Annotated in this window: 14 protein-coding genes; 7 read left to right on the top strand and 7 right to left on the bottom strand. The window is 58.3% G+C overall.

What is annotated here, in order from left to right:
* Positions 1 to 13 precede the first annotated feature (13 nt).
* The 4 genes from ACIPR4_RS19965 to ACIPR4_RS19950 all read left to right on the top strand — a co-directional run bounded on the left by ACIPR4_RS19965 (position 14) and on the right by ACIPR4_RS19950 (position 2,897).
* Positions 14 to 769: a MotA/TolQ/ExbB proton channel family protein gene (locus ACIPR4_RS19965; protein ID WP_013570479.1), complete on the top strand. Its 756-nt coding sequence runs from the start codon at positions 14 to 16 to the stop codon at positions 767 to 769.
* Positions 770 to 901: 132 nt separating this feature from the next.
* The gene (locus tag ACIPR4_RS19960; protein ID WP_013570478.1) at positions 902 to 1,324 is read left to right on the top strand and encodes an ExbD/TolR family protein; all 423 of its coding nucleotides are present in this window, start codon (positions 902 to 904) and stop codon (positions 1,322 to 1,324) included.
* Positions 1,325 to 1,373: 49 nt separating this feature from the next.
* Positions 1,374 to 1,811, top strand: coding sequence for an ExbD/TolR family protein (locus ACIPR4_RS19955; RefSeq protein WP_013570477.1), 438 nt, complete (start codon positions 1,374 to 1,376; stop codon positions 1,809 to 1,811).
* Positions 1,812 to 2,078: 267 nt separating this feature from the next.
* On the top strand, positions 2,079 to 2,897 hold the full coding sequence (locus ACIPR4_RS19950) for a tetratricopeptide repeat protein (protein ID WP_013570476.1): 819 nt from the start codon (positions 2,079 to 2,081) through the stop codon (positions 2,895 to 2,897).
* Positions 2,898 to 2,967: 70 nt separating this feature from the next.
* Here ACIPR4_RS19950 and ACIPR4_RS19945 read toward each other — a convergent pair whose 3' ends face one another.
* Together ACIPR4_RS19945 and ACIPR4_RS19940 are read right to left on the bottom strand one after the other, a co-directional pair.
* The gene (locus ACIPR4_RS19945; RefSeq protein WP_013570475.1) at positions 2,968 to 4,155 is read right to left on the bottom strand and encodes a serine hydrolase domain-containing protein; all 1,188 of its coding nucleotides are present in this window, start codon (positions 4,153 to 4,155) and stop codon (positions 2,968 to 2,970) included.
* A 38-nt stretch (positions 4,156 to 4,193) separates the two neighbouring features.
* On the bottom strand, positions 4,194 to 5,876 hold the full coding sequence (locus ACIPR4_RS19940) for a hypothetical protein (RefSeq protein WP_144312500.1): 1,683 nt from the start codon (positions 5,874 to 5,876) through the stop codon (positions 4,194 to 4,196).
* A gap of 77 nt (positions 5,877 to 5,953) precedes the next feature.
* Between ACIPR4_RS19940 and ACIPR4_RS19935 the strand changes: the two genes are divergently transcribed.
* Together ACIPR4_RS19935 and ACIPR4_RS19930 are read left to right on the top strand one after the other, a co-directional pair.
* The gene (locus tag ACIPR4_RS19935; RefSeq protein WP_013570473.1) at positions 5,954 to 6,742 is read left to right on the top strand and encodes an energy transducer TonB; all 789 of its coding nucleotides are present in this window, start codon (positions 5,954 to 5,956) and stop codon (positions 6,740 to 6,742) included.
* Between the two features lie 155 nt (positions 6,743 to 6,897).
* Positions 6,898 to 8,148 carry a hypothetical protein gene (locus tag ACIPR4_RS19930; RefSeq protein ID WP_013570472.1) on the top strand — a complete coding sequence of 417 codons (1,251 nt, stop codon included), beginning with the start codon at positions 6,898 to 6,900 and terminating at the stop codon, positions 8,146 to 8,148.
* A 6-nt stretch (positions 8,149 to 8,154) separates the two neighbouring features.
* Here ACIPR4_RS19930 and ACIPR4_RS19925 read toward each other — a convergent pair whose 3' ends face one another.
* From ACIPR4_RS19925 to ACIPR4_RS19915, 3 genes are all read right to left on the bottom strand, one after another.
* The gene (locus tag ACIPR4_RS19925; RefSeq protein WP_013570471.1) at positions 8,155 to 9,237 is read right to left on the bottom strand and encodes a SurA N-terminal domain-containing protein; all 1,083 of its coding nucleotides are present in this window, start codon (positions 9,235 to 9,237) and stop codon (positions 8,155 to 8,157) included.
* 33 nt (positions 9,238 to 9,270) lie between these two features.
* Positions 9,271 to 10,272, bottom strand: a complete 1,002-nt coding sequence (locus ACIPR4_RS19920) for a DsbA family protein (protein ID WP_013570470.1) — start codon at positions 10,270 to 10,272, stop codon at positions 9,271 to 9,273.
* Between the two features lie 140 nt (positions 10,273 to 10,412).
* Positions 10,413 to 13,016 carry an LPS-assembly protein LptD gene (locus tag ACIPR4_RS19915; RefSeq protein WP_013570469.1) on the bottom strand — a complete coding sequence of 868 codons (2,604 nt, stop codon included), beginning with the start codon at positions 13,014 to 13,016 and terminating at the stop codon, positions 10,413 to 10,415.
* Positions 13,017 to 13,102: 86 nt separating this feature from the next.
* Here ACIPR4_RS19915 and ACIPR4_RS19910 point away from each other — a divergent pair, with 86 nt between their 5' ends.
* Positions 13,103 to 14,482 (top strand): RDD family protein, encoded by a 1,380-nt coding sequence (locus ACIPR4_RS19910; protein ID WP_013570468.1) that lies wholly within the window; start codon positions 13,103 to 13,105, stop codon positions 14,480 to 14,482.
* Between the two features lie 301 nt (positions 14,483 to 14,783).
* On the opposite strand, the gene bamA is transcribed toward ACIPR4_RS19910, so the two are convergent.
* Both bamA and ACIPR4_RS19900 read right to left on the bottom strand, forming a co-directional pair.
* On the bottom strand, positions 14,784 to 17,636 hold the full coding sequence (bamA, locus tag ACIPR4_RS19905; protein ID WP_144312499.1) for an outer membrane protein assembly factor BamA: 2,853 nt from the start codon (positions 17,634 to 17,636) through the stop codon (positions 14,784 to 14,786).
* 125 nt (positions 17,637 to 17,761) lie between these two features.
* On the bottom strand, positions 17,762 to 20,029 hold the full coding sequence (locus tag ACIPR4_RS19900; RefSeq protein ID WP_144312498.1) for a molybdopterin-containing oxidoreductase family protein: 2,268 nt from the start codon (positions 20,027 to 20,029) through the stop codon (positions 17,762 to 17,764).
* Positions 20,030 to 20,052 lie beyond the last annotated feature (23 nt).

Here is a 20,052-nt window from a genome sequence, read left to right as displayed (position 1 = left end):
AGGAACCATTTCCGTGATTCTCGCTCACATCGCAAACTTCGCTCATACTTCGTCTCTCGCCCTCTATCTGCAGGAAGCTGCAGCCGGTGGTGCAGAGGCCGGCGGCTTCTCCGTTCTCGGCATGTTGAAGAACATGGGCTGGATCGATCTCGTTGTCGTTGCCATCCTGTTCATCATGTCGATCTGGTCGCTCGCGGTCATGATCGATCGTGCCCTGTACTTCTCCGCTGCCCGCAAGCAGTCGCGTGAGTTTGCTCCCAAGGTTGCTGGCGCTCTCAAGGATGGCCGTCTGGACGAGGCGATCAAGGTGGCTGACCGCACCAAGAAGTCTCACCTTGCTGAAGTGGTGACCTCTGGCCTGCAGGAGTTCCGCTCCTACGGTTCGGGTGGTGCAATCACCGAGGAGCAGATTGAATCCTCCAAGCGCGCTCTTGAGCGTTCTGAGGCGATCGTTCACGCCAAGCTGAAGCGCGGCCTGGGTTCGCTCGCAACCATCGGTTCGACGGCGCCCTTCATCGGCCTCTTCGGAACGGTTATCGGTATTCTCCACGCTTTCCAGCAGATCGCGCAGTCCAAGAGCACCGGTATCGGCGCTGTGGCCGGCGGTATTTCGGAAGCTCTGGTTACGACCGCTTTCGGTCTTCTCGTAGCCATCCCTGCCGTTATGTGCTTCAACTACTTCACGAACAAGGTCGAAGCATTCGACGTCGAGATGGATAACTCCTCCTCGGAGCTCGTGGACTACTTCATCAAGCAGTCGCACCGCTAAGCTCGAACGCTGTCACAAGCGATGACGCGAGAACATGGATTGGATCCGGATGCCGCAGCGAAGCGGCATCCGGAGACTCCACATCTTGCGGGGGCGCGGTTCTAATCGAACTTTCCGAACGGAGTATGGCTTATGGCAATTTCAAAACGCGATGAGGGCAAGAAGGTCAACTCAGACATCAACGTAACTCCCATGGTGGACGTTATGCTGGTGCTCCTGATCATCTTCATGGTCGTCACACCGATGGTGAACAACAAGGTGAACGTAGACCTGCCGCCAGCGGCTTCTGCCATCGTCATGGAAAACGCGAACAAGGAAGATTCAGTTGTGGTTGCGGTCACGCGCGACGGCAAGATCTTTCTGGGCGGCGACCAGGTACAGGTAGACGACATGGGCCCCAAGATCTCTTCCCTGCTTGAGAACAAGACCGAAAAAGAGGTTTATCTTCGTGGCGACAATCGTGCCAACTATGGTCGCGTGATGGATGCGATCGATGGTGTGCGCGCCGCGGGTGTGAGCCAGCTCGGCATGTTAACCGAAAAGTCAGAACAGTAACCTGTAGTATCGTCTTCGCCGAAGCGGCGGAGCAAAAGGAGATTCTCCCATGGGTATGGCAGCAGGTGGCGGTGGCGGAGCAAGGTCCGACATTAACGTCACACCTCTAATTGACGTTCTTCTTGTGCTGCTCATCATTTTTATGGTGATCCAGCCGAACGTGGTTCGCGGTATGGATGCTCTCGTTCCGCAGCCGCCCAAGAACCCGCAGAACCAGGATGTCGACCCCCGCACCATCGTGGTCTCGGTCCAGCCTGGCGGCGGTAAGGGAGAGCCTGTTTACATGATCAACGAGCAGCCGTTTCCGCGCCAGGACATGACCGCCAAGCTGAGGGACATCTTCGCGACCCGGAACGACAAGGTCATGTTCGTCAAGGGCGATAAGGATTTGGACTTCGGCCGGGTGGCAGAGGTAATCGATTTCGGCCATCAGGCAGGCGTGGACAATATCGGTATCATTACCCCTCGCGTTCTCTCTGGACAGTAGATCCCGGGCCGGACCGAAGAGCATGCTCTTCGGTCCGGCCTGTTTCTGTCTCAAACAAAGGCTTTGGATTCGTACGGCAGCAGGCAAAGGCCGTCATGGGGTGTTGTGCAGTATCTCCCTCCCAAAGCTGATTCGTGAAGAAGAAACCTCTGTTGTTGCTGGTCATTCGTAACTCGCTACCATTACAATCACAATCGAAGCACCATCTACGTCTTTCGTAAGACGACCCCGACATCGTATGCGGCTCTGAAGGAGATGACTCGTTCCATGACACTTACTGCACGTATTTCCGCAACCGCCGCACTTCTGGTGCTGATGATCTCGGCGACAGGATGCAACAAGCTCCGGTCTCGCGACCAGTTGGTCAAGGGCATCGCTGCTTTCAAGAATGCGCAGTATGAAGTAGCGACCAACCACTTCCAAAAAGCTGTCGAGCTTGACCCCACCGACGCAACCTCCAAACTCTATCTCGCGACGGCATACTCCTCGCAGGTTGTTCCGAACATGGAAACGCCAGAGAATATGAAGATCGCGCAGAAGGCGATCGACGGTTTCCAGGAAGTTCTGAACCGCGATCCGAAGGACCTGACTGCGCTCAAGCAGATCGCCTCGATCTATCGTCAGACCAAGCGCAGCGACTTAGCGAAGCAGTACGAGCAAAAGGTCATCGATGTTGACCCGAACGATGCTGAAGCGAACTACACGATCGGCGCGGTGGACTGGATCGACGAGTACAAGAATGCCACCACGATCCTGGCTGCCGACGGCATTAAGGAAGATGGCGAAGGCAACGTCAAGATGAGCAAGGGCGCCTGCGCCAAGATCAAGGCCGTGAACCAGCCGCTGGTCGAAGAAGGCCTGAAGTATCTGCATCGCGCCGTCGAGATCAATCCGACGTACGAGGATGCCATGTCGTACCTCAACCTCACCTACCGTCGTCAGGCTGACTTCGCCTGCGGCGACAGTGCCGCTCTAAAGGCTTCGCTTGCGCAAGCGGACGAGTGGAACCAGAAGGCGATGGGTGCTCGCAAGATCAACGAGCAGAAGAAGGAAGAGAAGGCAACGCACGGAGTGGTATCGCAGTAACCTCTCTCCTGAAGAATCGAAACGGCCTCCCTGCGGAGGCCGTTTTGCTTTGGGTCCAACCTGCAAACAGCTACTGTGACTTGCGGCTTGCTGCGATGTAGGACGGCGTGTAGCCCTCCCACTCCCATGGCGTGACCGTGTCCCCCAGGATGTGCTCCAGCAGCGGACGGAAGGTGCTTTCGCCGTTGTCGCTGTTCGTCAGAAGGATCATGCAGGTCTGGCGTTTGGTGAAGCAGATCATGTAGTTCTGCGCGCCATCGCCGTGCCCCTCTTTGAAGAAGGCCGGACCGAAGGACGTGTGGGTGAGCAATCCCCAGCCGACACCATACGCAAGACCGATTGCCTTGGCCTCGGCCCCCGGCGACTCTGCCAGTGCGAGCGGAAACTGATGCAACGTAGGGATCTGCTTTACCGGAGTGAGCATCGCCCGCATGGTGGCAGGTTTCAGCAGCTTGCCACTGAAGAGGGCGGAGGCGAAGAGAGCGAGATCGTCCGCGCTGGTGGTCATGGAGCCAGCAGCGCGCGCGGGAAAGCGACGCGTCTTCGCGATGAACTTCCCGCTGGCGTCGAAGCGATCGGCTGCGTCCACGCCGAACTCCTTGCGATAGACGAGGCCGGTGTGGTCCATGTGGAGCGGCGTGAAGATGGCCTGCTGCATCAGTTCGTCGAGCGGCTTCTGCTTCCGCTGTTCGATGACGAACTGCACCAGATTGATGCCTTCACCAGAGTAGAGAAACTGCGACCCTGGCTTGTAGTGCAGATGCATCTTCTTGTCGGGCTCCAGGCTGGCAAAGTTCGCCAGACCGGAGATGTGGGCGAGCAACATGCGCGGCGTCACGAGTGGCCAGGCCGCATCGTTCACAATCTCCGAGGCGGAGGAGCGGTAGGGCTCATACGTATTCAGGGGCTTGGGTAGCTGCTTCGCGATGGGAAGGTCGAGATTGAACTCGCCGCGTTCGACCAGCTGCATGACGTAGGTGGCGAAGACGCTCTTGGTAATCGACGCGGCCCAGGTGATGGAGTTGCGGTCCATGGGCGTGTCCGGATCGCGGCGGCGCAGGCCGTAAGAGGCGCTCCAGACAGGCCTGCCGCGGTCGAGAACGGTGATCTGCGCGCCGGTAACGTGTGCATCGGTGAGAGTCTTGCGGGCAAAGGTATCCGCTTCCGCCTTGGAAAGGTGTGAGCCGTCAAGGCGGCGGATATCCTGTGCGGCTGCGGGCAGGGTGAGTGCGAGGCAGAGAGCGGGAAGAAGGCGCATGGCTGGATTCTACGGCAGCTTCGAGAATAGCGGCCGACCTATGTATTCTCTAAGAGATTCAATTCATTCGCGTACGTAGTCTTCAAGACTTCGGTGCTAATCATCACGCCGTTGGAATTGTGCGTGTATAAGCCGTATGTGAAGTCTCGTCCTTGAGACGGCAACCACGCGTCACTCTTCATATGCGCTATTGCGGCGGGTAGCGACTCTCCGTTTTTCAGAAAATTCTTGAACGCTATGTAGCTAAATATCGGTACATCTCCTGATGCAATATCTCCGATGTAATCCCGGCACAGGACGCAGAAGCTAACCGAGTCGTAGATATTTAGGGATCGTTCAAGCTTTCCTTGTTTCAGCAGATAGTCAGGATGTGTGTTCAGGAAATCGCGAATAAAGCGAACCTGTCTAACTCCCTTTTCAATCTCTCTGTTTCGCTCGGCTCGTGCAGGTAAACTTCCAGGCATCTGCAACCACTTCAGCTCTGCTACCAACAGTGCATTCGATTTAGGGTCTTCAAATATGACATCAATATCTGGCATTCCGTTTGACAGCTTCAGCGGCCCGTAGATGTGCATATGAGAAAGCTCACGCTGAAGTTCTATTCGAGTCTCGTCCTCTTTGACGGAAGTTGCAGCGTCAAAAAAGCGCTTATTCCGATATGCCCGATTACGTAAAATACTTTCTTCAATATTGCTGGTCATCACTATTCCGGGTACGACAGCGAGCAAATCGCCTTTGCTGTTCAGGGGGATAAAGGGGTAAACGTTTAAATCGCGGTTAGGGACTTCCTCTTGTCCGAGGGTCAAACCATCAATAATCTGCGCGACAAGATCGCTCGAAAGTGCCGAAAGGCGACAGATTTCTGTCGTCCACTTGTCGAGAGTCATTAATAGAAGCAGATTATTGCAAGGGATTTTCCCGGTTTTCTGTGACCATACATAGCAGAGGTGCTCTCTCGTTCCAGCAATGCATAGGAGCGCGGCCTGAAATCTCCTGAACTCGCCCATCGAGTATCCGCCAAGGGCAATATTTTCAGCTCTTCGAAAAAGCTCTCCAATTTTCGCTAGATATATAGGGAAAAGAGAGTCATGCAATTCATGAAGAGGCGGCTCTACGAATCCCTTGGTGCCGGCTGCTCGCATCTCCGAAGAAACCTTGGCTAGTGCATTTGAGAAAGCTTTGCCTGTGTCTTCCGCCGCGATTTGCTTTCCAAATTCGCCGCGATCTCCGAATGGCCGAATCCCTTTCTCGTACGCCATTACTCGCTGACTATGCTCTGAAGTTGCTGCTGCAAAGGTGATGGAGGAGCTTGTGTGCGAGACAAGGTTATACAAGTTAGAGTGCCAAGCGGGAAAATCAGCCCAGCAAAGCGAGTAAGAGAAGCCCGCCAGAACAAGCTGTTTAGATTCAACCTCTGAAAGAGACCAGCGCATCCTCCTCTGGGGCGCCGCTTGTTTGTGTCCATGTCTAAGAGCAGCATGATAAATTTGATACCCCGCGTGACTCAAATTCATGGCGCTAGTCTGATGAGAAGAACCGCCACGGCGACCCAATGGGACGTCAAGTTCTAGCGCTCTTGCGCAAGCGGTAAGACCATGCCACGCTGCGAGATTCCATTCTTTCTTCAGTACAACGTGAGATTGCCCCCAGCGGTCCGCCTGTTTCTCCAAAATATCTATATCATCGACAACTTCGCGAGGAGAATCTCTCTTAAGGGACATGGATCCAAATTCTAATACCTCGTGCGCGTTATGCTTTTTATTCCTTTGCCAAATATCTTGATTCTCACCGATTTGCCGTGGACCTAGGAACAAAGGGATACAACGCCGGTGTCTTTACTCATAGCTTCGTCTCTCGCAGATTCGGGGTTGTGATGTTTGAAGAGGCGTTGGTGGAGTCGGCGGGGAGAGTACGGACGTCGTCGCGTTACTGGATGGTCGCGACGTTTTCGTTTCAGGCCATTGTGATGGCCATTGTGATCCTCTTCCCCTTGTTGTATCCGGAGGCCCTGCCGCGCAGCGTGGTGATGGCGAAGCTAACGGTTCCTGTTCCTCCGCGTGCTGCTGTCCCTAAGGTGGCGCAGGTGGTCAAGGCTGTTCATGCTGTGGCGGCAAGCAATCCTTTCGTTGTGCCTACGACTCCGACGAAGATCACGATGGTGAAGGACGATGCTCCTCCGCCGATGGAGAATACTGTGGCGATGAATCCCACGTTGTCGAGTGGACCTGTGGGGGTTCCGCTTGCTTTGAGCATTGCGGCGACTCCGCTTCCGATCGTGAAGGCAGCGGTGAAGCCGGGGCGGCAAAGTGTTTCGAGCGGCGTGATGGCTGGGCAGATTCTTACGAAGACAGTACCGAGTTATCCGGCGATTGCGCGAGCGGCGCATGTGTCCGGTGTGGTGGTGCTGCATGCCAGTATCTCGAAGGCAGGAACGATTGAAGGACTGACCATCGTCTCCGGGCCGGAGATGTTGCGTGCAGCCGCGGTGGAGGCTGTGCGGTCATGGCGGTATCGGCCTTATCTGCTGAACGGCGAACCGACGGAGGTGGAGACGACGGTGACGGTGAACTTTAGTCTCGGTGGATGAATTGTTTGATGAGGGCTTTCGGCCACCCTCTCAATTCTTCACTTATCAGGAATAAATAGAGCGGTGTCGGGGTTACATCGTGGGTATAGAATTCTGCTCACCTTTGGGCCCCTATCTGACTTGTGTTCCTGAGAATACAGAGCAAGGATGGCACGATGAAACCCAGGCTGCTCCTTTTTGCGATTCCCGTTTTTTGGGTGTCGACGCTTCTTGCTCAAGTGCGTCCTTCCACGGTGGTCCGTAAGTCGGCTGAAGGTCCTGTGCCAACCGTCGCGTCCCTAAGTGCGCCTACGACGCTCTCAGAACTCATCAAGGTCACGATCTACCCATCGCGCAACGAAGTGGTCCCGACAGGATCGTATGGGGTTTATGCGGACCTGGAAAACATCTCTGCGTTTCCCGTCATGATCTTTCCCAATCAGACGACGCTCGTGGTTCTACCCGAAGCGTCTCAGCCCAGCGCCTGCGTGAACTGGGAACCCGCCATCTTTCCCACGGAGTCGCCAGCCTCTGCGGAAAAGCAGAAAGTGGTGGACCCTGCGGGAAAGAATCATTGGGACAATCCGTTGCTGATTGAACGCGGGGAGCACTATCTTGCGTTCTGGGATCTTGAGCCGGCTTCCAAAAAGAACCCACGGTCCTACAGCAGCAGGTGTGAGTTGCCGCCCCGCTGGTACAGCTCGCTTGGGTTTGTTCCGGGAGATTATGCCTTTACGGTGGAGGGGAATGCGTATGCATTGCAAGCACCACCTCCTACTGCCACACCTCCGAGTGCCGCAAGTACACCGGAAGTTACTCCAGCAGCCGCTGCAACAAAGACTGAAGCGGCTGCTTCTTCTCTCGCGCACGATTCTCTCGTAAGCGATCTACTGAGCCGGGCGACGGCTGGAGCGATTCCTGCGCATCGCTTCTCCGAGACGAAGACGCTGCATGTCGGTCTCTCGCAGTTGACGACGCTCTTCGCCGCGATGATCGGAGCGTTCATTGCCTATTGGGTCGTCGCTCTGAAGCCGGGCCAGGACTGGGACGCCTTCATTCTCGTTTTCGAAGGTCCAGTGACGCCGCCTGGGGAAAAACCTGCACCACCGTTGCCCGCGTCGAAGAAGTGGCTGGCCGGATTATCTCTGGTTCGCAATGCATTCCTGGCTGCTGTGCTGGGCGGAGTGGTCACGATTGTGGCCTCGCGCCTGTCGGATACGCACTTCCCTGTCAAAGTGTCGGTCAACGACTGGTGGGGTGCTCTGACAATCGGATTTGTGGCCTATTTCGTGGGGAATAAGTTCATCAACACGCTGTCCACGCTGGGAGGCAGCGACTCAGACAGCAGTCTTGGAAAGACCGCAACCACCTCCGATCCAAATGCCCCGAAGAAGGACGGACCGAAAGTGATTGCGGCCAATGAATAAGTCGAGTTACTTTGCGCCCTTTTTGAAAACTTCTTCGGCAAAGTAGTTCTCTACCTTCGACTGGTTGCGGAGCATCTCGAAGTAAGCGTTCTTCAGCAGCGTGGAGCGGGCGTCATGGAGCTGCTGACGGATGTTCTGCTGCACAGCGGGATCGGTGAGAAGACGCTGTCCGGCGGCATCGCGCGAGATGAGCTTCAGGATGACATAGCCGACAACTTTCTTCGAGGGGCTTGCGGGCTGATCGAAGACGGGAAGGATGTCGGTCACCTGGCCTGCCTTCAGCTTCGTGACCGCAGTGTAAGACAGGATGTCCGTGTGCAGTTGCGACTCCGAGATGAAGCCCATATCGCCGCCGTTCTGCGCGGTCTGCGGGTTCTCAGAGAAGTTCATGGCGATGGCGCTGAAGTCTTCGCCGCTGTCGATGCGGTTCTTGAGGGTCTGGATCTTCTTCTTGGCTTCCGCATCATTGGTGGCCTTGCTGCTCTGCAGGTTGACCGCCTGCGGCGAAGGAAAGCTGGTCACGAGTACTTGGCCGAGATGGTACTGCGTCTCCATCAGGTTGTACTCGCTCTTGTGCGCGGCGTAGTAGCTGCTTACGTCTCCATCGGTAATGTTGATCTTCGAGTTGATCTCCTTGTTCAGGAGCTTGTCGAAGGTGAGCGAGCGGCGGATCTCGCGCTTCATATCATCGAGGGTGTGATTGGAGGCCTTCAGGCGCTCGTTGAACTGCTCCTCGGTGTAGGGCGCCTTCATTTCCGTGACCTTCGCGTCCACATCTTCGTTGGAGGCGGTGAGGTTCATCTTCGCGGCGCGCTGCTGGATGATCTCTTCGTCGATGAGCGAGCGCAGGATGGTGAGGCGCGCGCTGTCGGCCTGATCTTCGTTGACCGGCTGCTGGTTCTGGTTCTGCGCCATCTGGCTCTGGTAGAAGCGGTCCAGGTCGGCACGAGGAATGGCTTTGCCGTTCACGCTGGCTACAACGTCTGCCCCATGGGTTGGGTGGCAACCGGTGAGAGCGAGGGAGAGTGTTCCCGCGATGAGGAGCGAGCCTGCGGAGCGGAAAATGTTCTTAGGATGCATGGGAGTCATGAGCTTCTTCCTTGATGCTGTGTGCGAAATTGTTTACTGACCCGAGGGCGCCTGGGGAAGCGGGACGGCGGGTGGAGGCGTTTTACCCTGGGCTACAAGCGCCTCGTCGATGGCTTTCCAGACATACTCAATGGGGATGGCGCCGCTGATACGAAATCCATTGATGAAGAGGGCCGGTGCACCGTCAACGCCGATGGCTTCGGCTTCTTTCAGAGAGGCGGTCACGGCGGTCGTATCCTGCTTCAGCATGCACGCGTTGAAGCTCTTGTCATCCACCTTGTGTGCCTTCGCGATGTCCATGCCGAGGTGGTCGAGATCGGTGTCGGCGCGAGCAAGGGCCTTCTCCGCGGTGTCGGGAGCGGATTTGTCCGTGTTCGCGTTGGTGTCATGACCGATCTCGGCGAGACGCGCATGCACACCATCGACGTAGTCCCAATAGGCGGGTGCGTTCTGTGTGCCGAGGCAGGCGGCATCTACAGCAGCGTGAATCGCCCACGGGTGCTGCGAGAGCGGAAAGTCTTTGTAGATGATGCGGACCTGATCTTTGTAGCGCGCTAGGATCGCGGGAAAGAGCTGCGCATGCATCTTCTGGCAGAACGGGCATTCCAGATCGTCAAAGACGACGATATGTACGGGCGCAGAGGGCGGACCGCCGCGCGCGGGGCGACCGTCTTCCGCAATGAGTGTGCTCGGGTCTTTGGAGATATCGAAGGTGTTGAACTGTGCGATGGTCTTGTTGTCCTGCGAGAGCAGGAACTTCAACGGATGCGAAGGCTGGCCCTGCGAAAGGAAGTTCACCGTGACCTCGTCATAGCCGGGGAAGGTACTGGTCTTGCGATCCACGACCTGCACGTCGACGTTGAAGGGAACGCTGGCCTTCTGCCGGATGAGGATGACGATGCGCCGGGCCGTCTCCGGTGTGAGCGGCCTGGGGCTCTGCGCATGGCAGCCGAGGGTCGCGATCGAAGAGGTTGCCGCGAGGGCCAGAACGGCGACAGAGACGCGGCGGAGCAGGGGTTGAAAACGCTTTTGCACAACCCTGATTATCGCACCAATGCTGGATTTGCTACGGAACGAGGGGCTCTGGAATTGGGTTGGGGAACCTGCCGAGTTGCGTAGGCACGGCGGATTGGAACCTGGCGGACAGGGCTTGCGGGCTGGTACGGCGATCGTTGCTAAAAGAGGCGTTCGGCGCGACGCAGGTTGCCGGCGGAGCCGATGTTGGCGAGGGTGAAGTTGAAGCGGTAGACATTCTCGTTCCGGACGGGGCCGAGTTCGAACTTGCGGTATTCGAGGGCGAAACCGCAGCAGTTCCAGTTGTAGCCCGTCTGGATCGTGGCGTACTGCACAGCGGTCGCCGTGTTGCCGATGGGGGAGGTGGTGGCGGCGGTGATGAGGGGATGCGGAAGGTCCAGACCGACGTTCGCCGCGAGCGACAGTCCCTGTTTTGTCGGAGTGCCGTAGCCGACCAGAAGACGGAGCTGGGAGAAGTTGGAATAGGGAGAGGTGCAGGTGGTGGTCGCGGTGCAGTTTTCGCCGCTGCCGCTGGTGTCCGTACCCGTGGTGAAGCGTCCCGGAGCATTTAGGCGAGCGTGCGAGATGCCGCCGAAGTAGTTGCCGGAGTGGTAGTTCACGAACGTATTGGACTGCGTGAATTTTCCAGCGTGGGTGTCATAGTTCATGTCCCACTCAATATCCAGGTGTTCGGTTGCGGAGAGCTGCATCTCCGAGAGGATCGGCGAGAGTCCGCGCGGTTCGGTGAGGAAGGCGACGCCGGAGTAATCGAGTGTGGAGTCCAGAACGTAGCGACGAATGATGGGTTGCGCAGCCTGCCCCACCGGTGTGACGTAGGTCGGCTCTGGAACGACGCCACCGAAGTTTTCATTGAAGAAACGCTTCTGCGCGATACGCCAGCGGAAGCCCTCACGCGTGCCGCCACACTCTGTGCCCGGCTCGGGAGGTGTTTCGCCGACGCCGCAGGCGTGACTTTTCGTCGGACGCAGGAAGAGCCGCTGGGTAATGCCGTACTCCACTTCGTTCGTGTCGGCGACGACATCTTTTACGTCGAAACGGAGAATGGAGGAGAAATCGTTGACTCCGGTGGCGAAGCGGTACTTCAGCGTCGGTTCGATGGTGTGCTTCACGCTGCTGCCCAGGAAGCGCTGTAGAAATCCCGATGTATCAAAGGTCCGTTCCAGCACGGGCGCACGTACCTCCGCTTCGGCTTCGAAGAGGGCACGGTTGGTGGAGGTAGAGAGTTCCACGGGGGTCGCGCCCGGAATAGGCGCAGGTGTCCGCGAGTGGGAGTAGAAGGTGTCACGCACGCCGATGGAAGGGCGGAAGTCCCAACCGAAGGCGGCCAGGGGCAGGGAGAGCTTCGGATGAACGTCAATGCGTTCGCTGATGTCCGAGGTGAAGTTGCTCTGCACGCGTTTGAGCGTCGCGACGGAGTTCTCCGCGCTGAAGATCAGCTTCGAAGCGCCGATGCGGCGTTCCATCAGATCGAGATCCACGGAGGGCACATGGAAGATGCGCACCTCCTGTTGGGTCTGCGTAGTGCTTGCGACACGTTTGAGCCCTTGGTAGCGATCCAGGTAAAGACCTGCGATCACGCCGTTCTTCTCATGGACGGCATAGGCGAACGAACTGATGTCGGAGGCGACGGCCTGGTTGAAATTGTCCGTGAAGGCCTCGCGATAGATATAGCTGCTGAGGTACTCCATATCCACGGCCGCGCGCGTGTGTTCGGTAACGTCTTTGCGCCCGCTCACGGTAAAGTCTTCGCCGCCCTGGTTGGTATAGACGCCACCCGTTGGGGTGTAGCCGCGATCAAGCAGGCCAGAGTAGTGCGCGGTGAGAAAGTCGAGCCCCGGTCCCTTGTAATGGAAGGTCGCGGACTGCGCGAAGCCGCGACGGGAGAAGTACTCCGCTCCGACGGTGAGATCCATGGAGCGGTTAATGACGAGGAAGAACTCTTCGCCAAGAATGAAGCCTTTGGAAGACGATTGCCCGAAGACCGGCACCATGAAGCCGCTCTGGCGTTGCTCGGCTTCGACCGGATGCGTCACGTAGGGGAGATAAAGCACGGGAACATTCAGCAGGCGGAAGAAGGTATTGCGGGCGGTGGCGCGTCCGTTCTCCACAATGAACTTGGCGGAGGAGAGACGCCAGTCGGGGTTCGGAAGCTGGCAGGAGGTGACGGTGCCGTCGAAGATCTGGAAGCTCTCAGGCCCTGTCTTCACGACAAGACGCCCGGTGAAGATGAAGGGATTGCCTACGGTATAGACCGTGGACTTTCTGCCAGTGCGGATCCCGATGGAGCCGATGACATCGTAAAAGCGGCCGGTCTCCGTGTGGAGATTGAAGTTGCCATGGCTCGCGGAGATGGTCTGCTGCGACGGGCCGCCGGTGACGCGGAGATGTCCTTCGGCGGTGACGTCGCCCGTGTCCGAGTCGTAGGTGATCTTGTCCGCGCGGATCAGATAGGTTTCGGTCGTAATGGAGACGTCGCCGTCGAGCGTAAAGAGGGCGCCTGTTTTGGTCTGCGTGGTCGATTCCATGATGACTTTTTGCCCCGCAGTGCTGGGCAGCGGCGTAGCCACAGGGAAACGCGAGGTGGACGGATCGTCAGGTAGCGAGGCCTCGGACACGCTATTCCCGGTGGCAGGTGTCGAGGTCGTTACCTCTTGTGCGCAGATGACAGGCACGTGCAGCCATCCCAGCGTGATACACAAGGAAATACAGGTTGAAATGCAGGCCGCCGAAAGCGAAGTGCGCATCGTTTTTCTCGCATTCGCCGGCAGGTTCGGAGACATCTTCTGAGCCACAGTTTGAGGCTACAACATTTGCGAAAGCGGGAATCATTTTGAGCAGCGTCAGTACACTTCCTCTTGAGCCGTTTGAGCCTGAATCCGCGCCTCTGCTGAAACAGCAGGTCGCGGAGCGTCTGGCCCAGCATCGCCGGCGGCGCGGCCAGGACCTGATTCCGCAGGCTTTACCCTCCGAGAGTGAAAAGTCGCACCCTGTTGCGGCTGCCGTAGCGGCAAGATTTTCGCAGACAGTCTCCTACCGCGACTTCCTGGCGGCAGAGGCGGAAGCAGCCACGCGCAAGGCTGAGATGGAGATCCAGCAGGCTGAAGCGGCGGCAGAGATCGCCCGTCGCAATGCGGAAGCTATCGCCACCGCCCAGCGCGAGTTGATGGAAGAGATTGCCAACTGGAATGCACGCATCGCGGCTGCGAATGCGGCGAATCCACATTTGGTCGAAGCTGGAGCCGCTCCGCAGCCGGTGCTGGTGGAAGCTTCGGTGGAGATGGTGGTAGCGACTCCGGTCGAAAGCGTCACAGAGCTTCTGCAGGAAGTGGCCATAGATCCGACCGCAACCGAGGAGACGGTCCTACAGGCGGCTGCCATTGCGGCGGAGCCTCTGGTCTCGGAAAAAGCCTCTGAAAAGATCGCTGGCCCCGTTACCCAAAATACTGCGATCGAAAAGACGATGGTCGCCGCTCCTCCTGCCTTTTCCATCCGGGCAGAGTTGGAGTCTTCTCTTCCTGCGGAACCTGCTGTGGCGATCCCGGCCAATCTGATCGAGTTTCCGCGTCAGCTCGTTGCTGCGCGGAAGGCCCGTCCGCGTCTGGCGGAAGGTCCGCTGCGCGAAGAAGCGAGTGCGGCACCGGACAAGTCTCAGCTCCGCATCTTTGAGGTGGAGCCGGAGATGCTTTCGCCGCAGCCTCCTGTTGCAAATGCACTTCCGGAGTGGAGTTCGATCCGGCTGGATGCCAGCACGGAGCCCTATGCCCCGGCTTCGCTGGCCGCACAGCTTTCGTTCGTTCTGCCTCCGCAGACCGCCAGTCTGCAGCTGCGCACCATGGCTGCGGCTGTCGATCTGTGCTGCATCGGTGCTGCGTTTGTCGCCTTTGCCGCAACGGTGGCGTATGTCTCGCCGGAGTTGCCGGGAGGAAAGATTGCCTTGATGGGAAGCGCGGGCGTACTCCTGGCACTGACGCTTCTGTACCAGGGCTTGTTCTTTACGATCTCGGATGCCACGCCCGGCATGCGCTATGCTCGGATCGCGCTGTGTACCTTTTCCGATGAAAACCCGTCCCGCTCGGCGATGCGCCGCCGCATCCTCGCGATGCTGCTGGCGGCTTGCCCTGTAGGGATCGGATTCCTCTGGGCCTGCCTGGATGATGACGGTTTGGGCTGGCATGATCGTATGTCGCGGATGTATCCCAGAGGCTATTAGGGTTCGCGATCATTCTACTTTTGTCATCCAGTACCTCAACTTTGTCCTCTCCTCGGATCTAACTTTTGTCATCCCGTAGCGAAGCGAAGGGATCTGCTTTTTCAGGGTCGCTCTTCGAGCGAACGATGCGCTTCGGCACCCGTTTTTTGGTAATCCTTTGGAATCTGTTTGTGCGCTCCGCGCGACCCCACCCTTTCGCGATGAAGCCGCGAAGAATGGGGTACAGAGAGGGTTTAAGGTTAGGCAAATAGAAAGGGCAACCGGATTCCGGTTGCCCTTTCTATTTGCTTGTTGGTGTTTTCTAGAAGGTAGTGCTTACGGTCAGGCGAAGCGTCTTTCGCGGTTCGCGCAACTGGTAGTTCGCACCGTAGAACTGGAGCGCCTGGTTGTAGCTGTAGAGACCCGCGCCGGTGTTTGGGAAGAAGCTGCGGAAAGTCGTGTTGTCGACTGCGAGCTTCTGTGGCAGGTCCTCATACAGACGAAGCGGGTTGTACGCGTAGTAGATACGGAAGGGAGCGTTGACGATCGGGAGGATGACCTGAACTTCCGCGCCCATGGACATACGCGGAACGTAATTTGTGCCCGGTGCAGTCTGCAGAAGATTCGGGAAGCTGACCTGCTTTCCGCCGGAGCATGCACCGTTGACGAAGACGGGGCAACCGTACAGAGGCGAATCGATCTGTGTCTGTCCAAGGACGCTCTGTCGCAGCTGCGACTTGAGCGCGTCGAAGGTCAGGTTGAAGTCGTCGAAGAAGGCAAACGTCACCGAGTTGCCGACAGGGATGCGGTACTCGATGTTGGTTGTCAAGCTGGTGTCACCACCGACCGAGGTGAGGCGATAGACAGGAAGCGGGACCTGCACGTTGCCCAGGGTCGGGTTCGTGGGATCGCGCGGAACCGTGGAACCGTCGGGGTTGGTGAGGTTGAACATCACCTTGGTGGGGATGAAGGTGTAGGGCGATGCAGAGCGGATATCGAATCCGCGTACATCGGTTTCGCCACCGGCGTAGACGCGATTGAACGGAGGTGCGACCTGTCCGCCAAAGCCTTCGACGTGGGCAAGCTGCGCACGCATACCGAGGACGTTATGGCCGTCGCGGCTGATGCGCAGACCCTTCATCGGGTAGTACTGGCGCAGTGAAACTACGGGCGAAAAGTACTTGACGTTGCCGCCCGCACCGGCGATCTGCACGGCGACGTTAAGATCGCGGCCGCTGTGTGGGCCAACGGCACGATCGATCGACGAGTACGTAAAGCTCGGCGTGATCGTCGAGGTAATGATGCCGTTGAGCTGGTTCTGTCCAGCCAGACCACTACGGAACGCGAGCGTCTCGAAGATATTGCGCGTGTTGTCGTTGAAGGTTGTGACCGACGCGCGCTGCAGCGAGTACGAAACACCGAGACGCTTAAAGGTCCGGCGGATCGGGTATTGCAACGAGATGGAGAGGCCTGTTGTGGATTGGTTGTAGTTCGTCAGCAGGCTCTGCTGTGCGTTGGTGAGGTTGGCGCTCTGTCCGCTGGTAGCGCCGTAGCTCTTTGCGGGGTTGTAGTCGTACTTGGTCGCGAAGACCTGGAAGCCGAGCGAGATGGGCTTGTTGCGGAAGTAAGGCTCGGTGAATCCGAGGGTCAGGTTGCGCGAGAGATCGCCAACGTTCGCGGTGACCGAGAGCGTTTCGCCGAGACCGAGGAAGTTGTTGGTCTCGTAGTTCAAGCCGATGAAGGAGCCGGAGAGACCGCTGATACCGCCGTTGAGCCCGATGGAGTTCTTGCCCTTCTCCTTCAGTTTGAGGAGAAGATCCACGGTGCCTTCGTCGGCATTGGTGCGTGTTTCGGAGTCCTGATCGGCCTTGAGGTTTTCGAAGTAGTTCAACTGGTTCAGGCGCAGGATGGAAAGCTCCCACAACTGATTGTTGTACTGCTGTCCTTCTTCGAGCATCAGTTCGCGGCGGATGACGCGATCGCGTGTGACCGTGTTGCCGGAGAACTCGATACGCGAGACGAAGAACTTCTTGCCTTCGTCGAGGTCGATATCGAGATAGATCAGGTTTTTGGCTTCGTCGAAGCGCGGCTGCGGCGTACCGACAAAGTTGATGTAGCCGAGCGAGCCGTAGGCCTTGCGAAGATTCTCAAGACCCTTGCCGAAGACCGTGCGATTGAAGTAATCGCCGTCCTTCATGGGGAACTGATTGCGCAGGATGTTGACGTTCTTGTCCTTGGCGTTCAGGAACTTGATGCCGCCCAGGCGATAGCGCTTGCCTTCTTCCACGGGCACGAGAATATCGATGCGCTTGCCGTGAGAGGGCATGAGCAGGAAGTTGACTCCGCCAGCATCGCGGATCTTCGTCTGCGGTTCACCGGTCTGCGCCTTGAAGTACCCCTTGTCGCCATAGGCAGCGCGGACGCGCTCTGCATCTTCGTCGAGCTTGGTCGCGTCGAAGGTGCGGGAGAAGAGATTTTCCAGGATGATCGAGTGCGGGATGCCAATGGGACGCGAGTTGCGCATCGCGGCGCGAAGCGTACGGCTACTGATCTCGTGATTGCCTTCAAACGCAATCTTGCCGACCTTAACCGTGGGACCTTCCTTAATGGAGAAGGTGATGGCGACCGAAGCGGGAGGAATCGTCTTGACTTCCGTGCGGACGGTCGAGAACTGGTGGCCGTGCTCGGCGAGAAGTCCCTTCAGGGCAACTTCCGCGCGCTTGATTTTGGTGAAGTCAAGCTGACTTTCGACGAGGGAGCCGATCTTTGCCTTCTTGAAGCGGTCCAAAACGTCGGACTGCGTCACGGCGTTGAGGCCCTTGTAGTTGACTTCGCGAATCGTCGGCTTCTCGTGAACGTAGATCACCATCTGCACGCAGGAAGGCGTTTCCACCTTCTCGATGCGGACGTCTTCGAAGTACGTCGTATTCCAAAGCGAGTTGAAATCGCGTTCGACGATGGAGGGGTCGTAGGCATCGCCCTGGCGCTCAAAGAGGCGCGCAATGACGGATTCCTTCGGAATGCGGCGGTTACCGACGACCTGGGGCTGGCAGAACGTCTGTCCGGTGGTGGCCTGAGCATAGGTCGCGGGAGCTACAGCAGCAGAAAGAAATGCTGCCGCAGCTACGGGACGGAACCATCTGCCGAATTGGCTTCCAGGAGACCGCAGAATCATTTGCACATGCTTCAGAGAGCTGACGCCCTCCTGTTTCACGGTAAGAATACGAACACCTTCACTGCCTGAAATCTGCCCGCGAACCAACTGTTCCGGAGAGCTTGATTATATGGGAGGGACGAGGCTTAAACGAGCGGCAGAGCCGGAGTATGCACCTTATCCGGTGCATCTGCGGATGCGGGTTGAAAGAACGTATCTTCCGCGCTACCTGACAAAGCGGAAATCTGAGCAAGTTCGACGGCTACGGCAACTTCCACCCCCACCTCGACCATCGTGGAATAGAAGGTAGGCCCGCCGCCAAAGTCCGTGAGCCTTTCACTGGTGAGCAGGTTGACGCCATGGCCGTCCGCGGAGAGCTTGTTCCATCCCATACGCGTAGCGACGACGCCGGGCGGAACCGTGGGGCCGATCTCCGCAAGCAGGCGCAACGTGCCGCGATCATTGGCTACGGTGACGACCGCGCCCGCGACGATACCGCGTTCCGCGGCATCGTCCGGGTGTATCTCCAGTTTGCCAAGGTGGGCCGCCTCCAACCTGCGGTGCGTTGGAATGTCCGCGAAGGTGGAGTTCATCCAGTTGTCGGCTTTGCGGGCGAGAAGCTCCAGTGGATAAGCGGTGCCGTGGTTGCCGTGGCGCGACTCCCGATTTGGGATCCATCCTGGAAGGGGATCCATGCCGCGCTGAGCGAGGGTTTCGGAGTAGAACTCGCCGCGTCCGCTGGGTGTTCGGAACCAGCTCGCGTCGCTGAAGGGAAGATATTCGCCGTTCGCGTTGCGCGGGAAGATCAGTTCGATCGGCCCTTCGGCGCGTAGACGGTCGCGCGTGATGCCCTGCATCCAGGGGTGTTTGGTGTCGAGGGCTTGGGCGATGAGCTCGTCTGCGGTTTCGCGGAAGCACGGCTCGGCAAAGCCCATGCGCTGGGCAAGCTCGCCGAAGACCTGTACGTTAGAGCGCGCTTCGCCGAGCGGGGCCATGGCGCGTTCGGAGAGTTGCACAAAGTAGTGGCCGTAGGATCCCTGCACGTCACTCTGTTCGAGGAAGCTGGGCGCGGGCAGAAGGATGTCCGCATAATCGGCGGTGTCTGTGAAGGTCTGATCGTGGACGACGGTGAAGAGATCGTCGCGCCGCAGGCCGCGCAGGACATCGCTCTGGTTTGGGGCGATAACAGCCGGGTTGGAGTTATAGACGAACATCGCGTGGATTCTCGGCTCGTTCAACTCCGTGAGCGCGTGGCCGAGCTGACTCATGTTCACCACGCGGGCATCGCGCCGGAGGGGACTGGCGCGCATCAGTTCCGGCATCTCCAGGCGTGCGCCGTTGAAGCCGAAGGCGCCCGAACTGGAGAGGGCGAAGCCGCCCCCGCGATGCTGCCACGCCCCCGTCAGCAGAGGAAGCATCGCGATGGTGCGCGCGGCGGTGCCGCCGTTTTCGCTGCGCTGCACGCCGTAGTTCATGCGGATCACGGCGGGCTTTGTGGTGGCGTACTCGCGCGCCAGTTTAACGATGTCGTCCGTAGACATGCCGGTGATACGTGCGACGTTGTCGGGCGTGTAGGTGGCGGAGAGAGCGCGCTCGCAGAGCGCTTCAAAGCCGTGGGTGCAGGCTTCAAGGTAGGCCGTGTTCTCCAGGCTTCCGCGAAGGATGACGTGCATCATGCCCAGGGCGAGCGCGACGTCTGTGCCGGGCCGGATGGGGATGTGCCAGTCGGCAAGCTTTGCCGTGCGTGTGGCGTAAGGGTCGATCACGATGAGGCGCGCGCCGTTGCGGCGGGCCTCTTCGATGAAAGGCCAGAGATGGATGTTGTTGCCGTGGATGTTCGCGCCCCAGGCGAGGATCAGCCTCGCATGGGCGAAGTCCTGCGGCGGCGTGATGAGACGCGTGCCGTAGACCAGGTTCAGGGCTTCGGTGCCGGCAGAGGCGCAGATGGTGCGGTCGAGCTGCGAAGCTCCCATGCGATGAAAGAAACGGCGATCCATGGAGCCGTAACCGAGTTTGCCGATCGTCCCGGCGTAGGAATACGGAAGAACAGATTCCGGGCCGTATTGGTCGGTGACGCGCTGGAGATTCTTTGCGATGGTGTCGAGCGCCTCGTCCCAGGAGATGCGCTCGAAGGCCTCCGCCTCGTGCCCATGCGAGAGCGAGCCTTTGGCAGCGTCAGCGCGGCGGCGCATGGGATAGAGCAGGCGGTCGGGAGAGTAGACGCGGTCGAGGTACTTGGCGACCTTGCCACAAAGGAAGCCGCGCGTCACGGGATGGGCCGGGTCTCCGCCGATCTTCACCACGCGGCCGCTTGCGGTGTCCACGGTCGCGAGAATGCCGCAGGAGTCCGGGCAGTCGAGCGAACAAGTGGCGCGTTTCACGATTGTGGTGGATGCCGCTTCCGCTGTGGGCATATCCTGCATTCTACGGCGTATCC

It is taken from the genome of Terriglobus saanensis SP1PR4 (assembly GCF_000179915.2).
Taxonomy (GTDB): Bacteria; Acidobacteriota; Terriglobia; order Terriglobales; family Acidobacteriaceae; genus Terriglobus; species Terriglobus saanensis.
The sequence above is the reverse complement of the archived record's forward strand: the minus strand, read 5'-3'. Positions and strand labels throughout refer to the sequence as shown.